General features: G+C 39.3%; 1 protein-coding gene. It reads left to right on the top strand.

The annotated features are described in order from the left end of the window. The coding region (locus tag AAEZ05_RS30295) for a hypothetical protein (RefSeq protein ID WP_350650375.1) at nucleotides 1-234 on the top strand (234 nt) is incomplete at both ends.

Genomic DNA, 234 nt, shown 5'->3' with positions numbered 1-234 from the left:
ATTTATTACCACAATCTCTTTAGGTTTACTAAGTACTGCTCATGCTGATAACGCTCTAAAAATGGAGCTGACTGCCAACAAAGTCATTAAAAATGCTGAAGGCAAGATCAGTTATCTACCCGTCAGTACCGCTCCAGCAGGTACTGTTGTCCAGTACAAAGCAACATATACCAATACCGTTAATCAAAATATCAATGACTTAGCAGTAACCCTACCTATTCCAGCAAATATGGC

Origin of the sequence: Pseudomonas sp. HY13-MNA-CIBAN-0226, from assembly GCF_040310305.1 — a bacterium.
Classification (GTDB): domain Bacteria; phylum Pseudomonadota; class Gammaproteobacteria; order Pseudomonadales; family Pseudomonadaceae; genus Aquipseudomonas; species Aquipseudomonas gregormendelii.
This window is presented reverse-complemented; position numbering and strand designations above follow the sequence as displayed.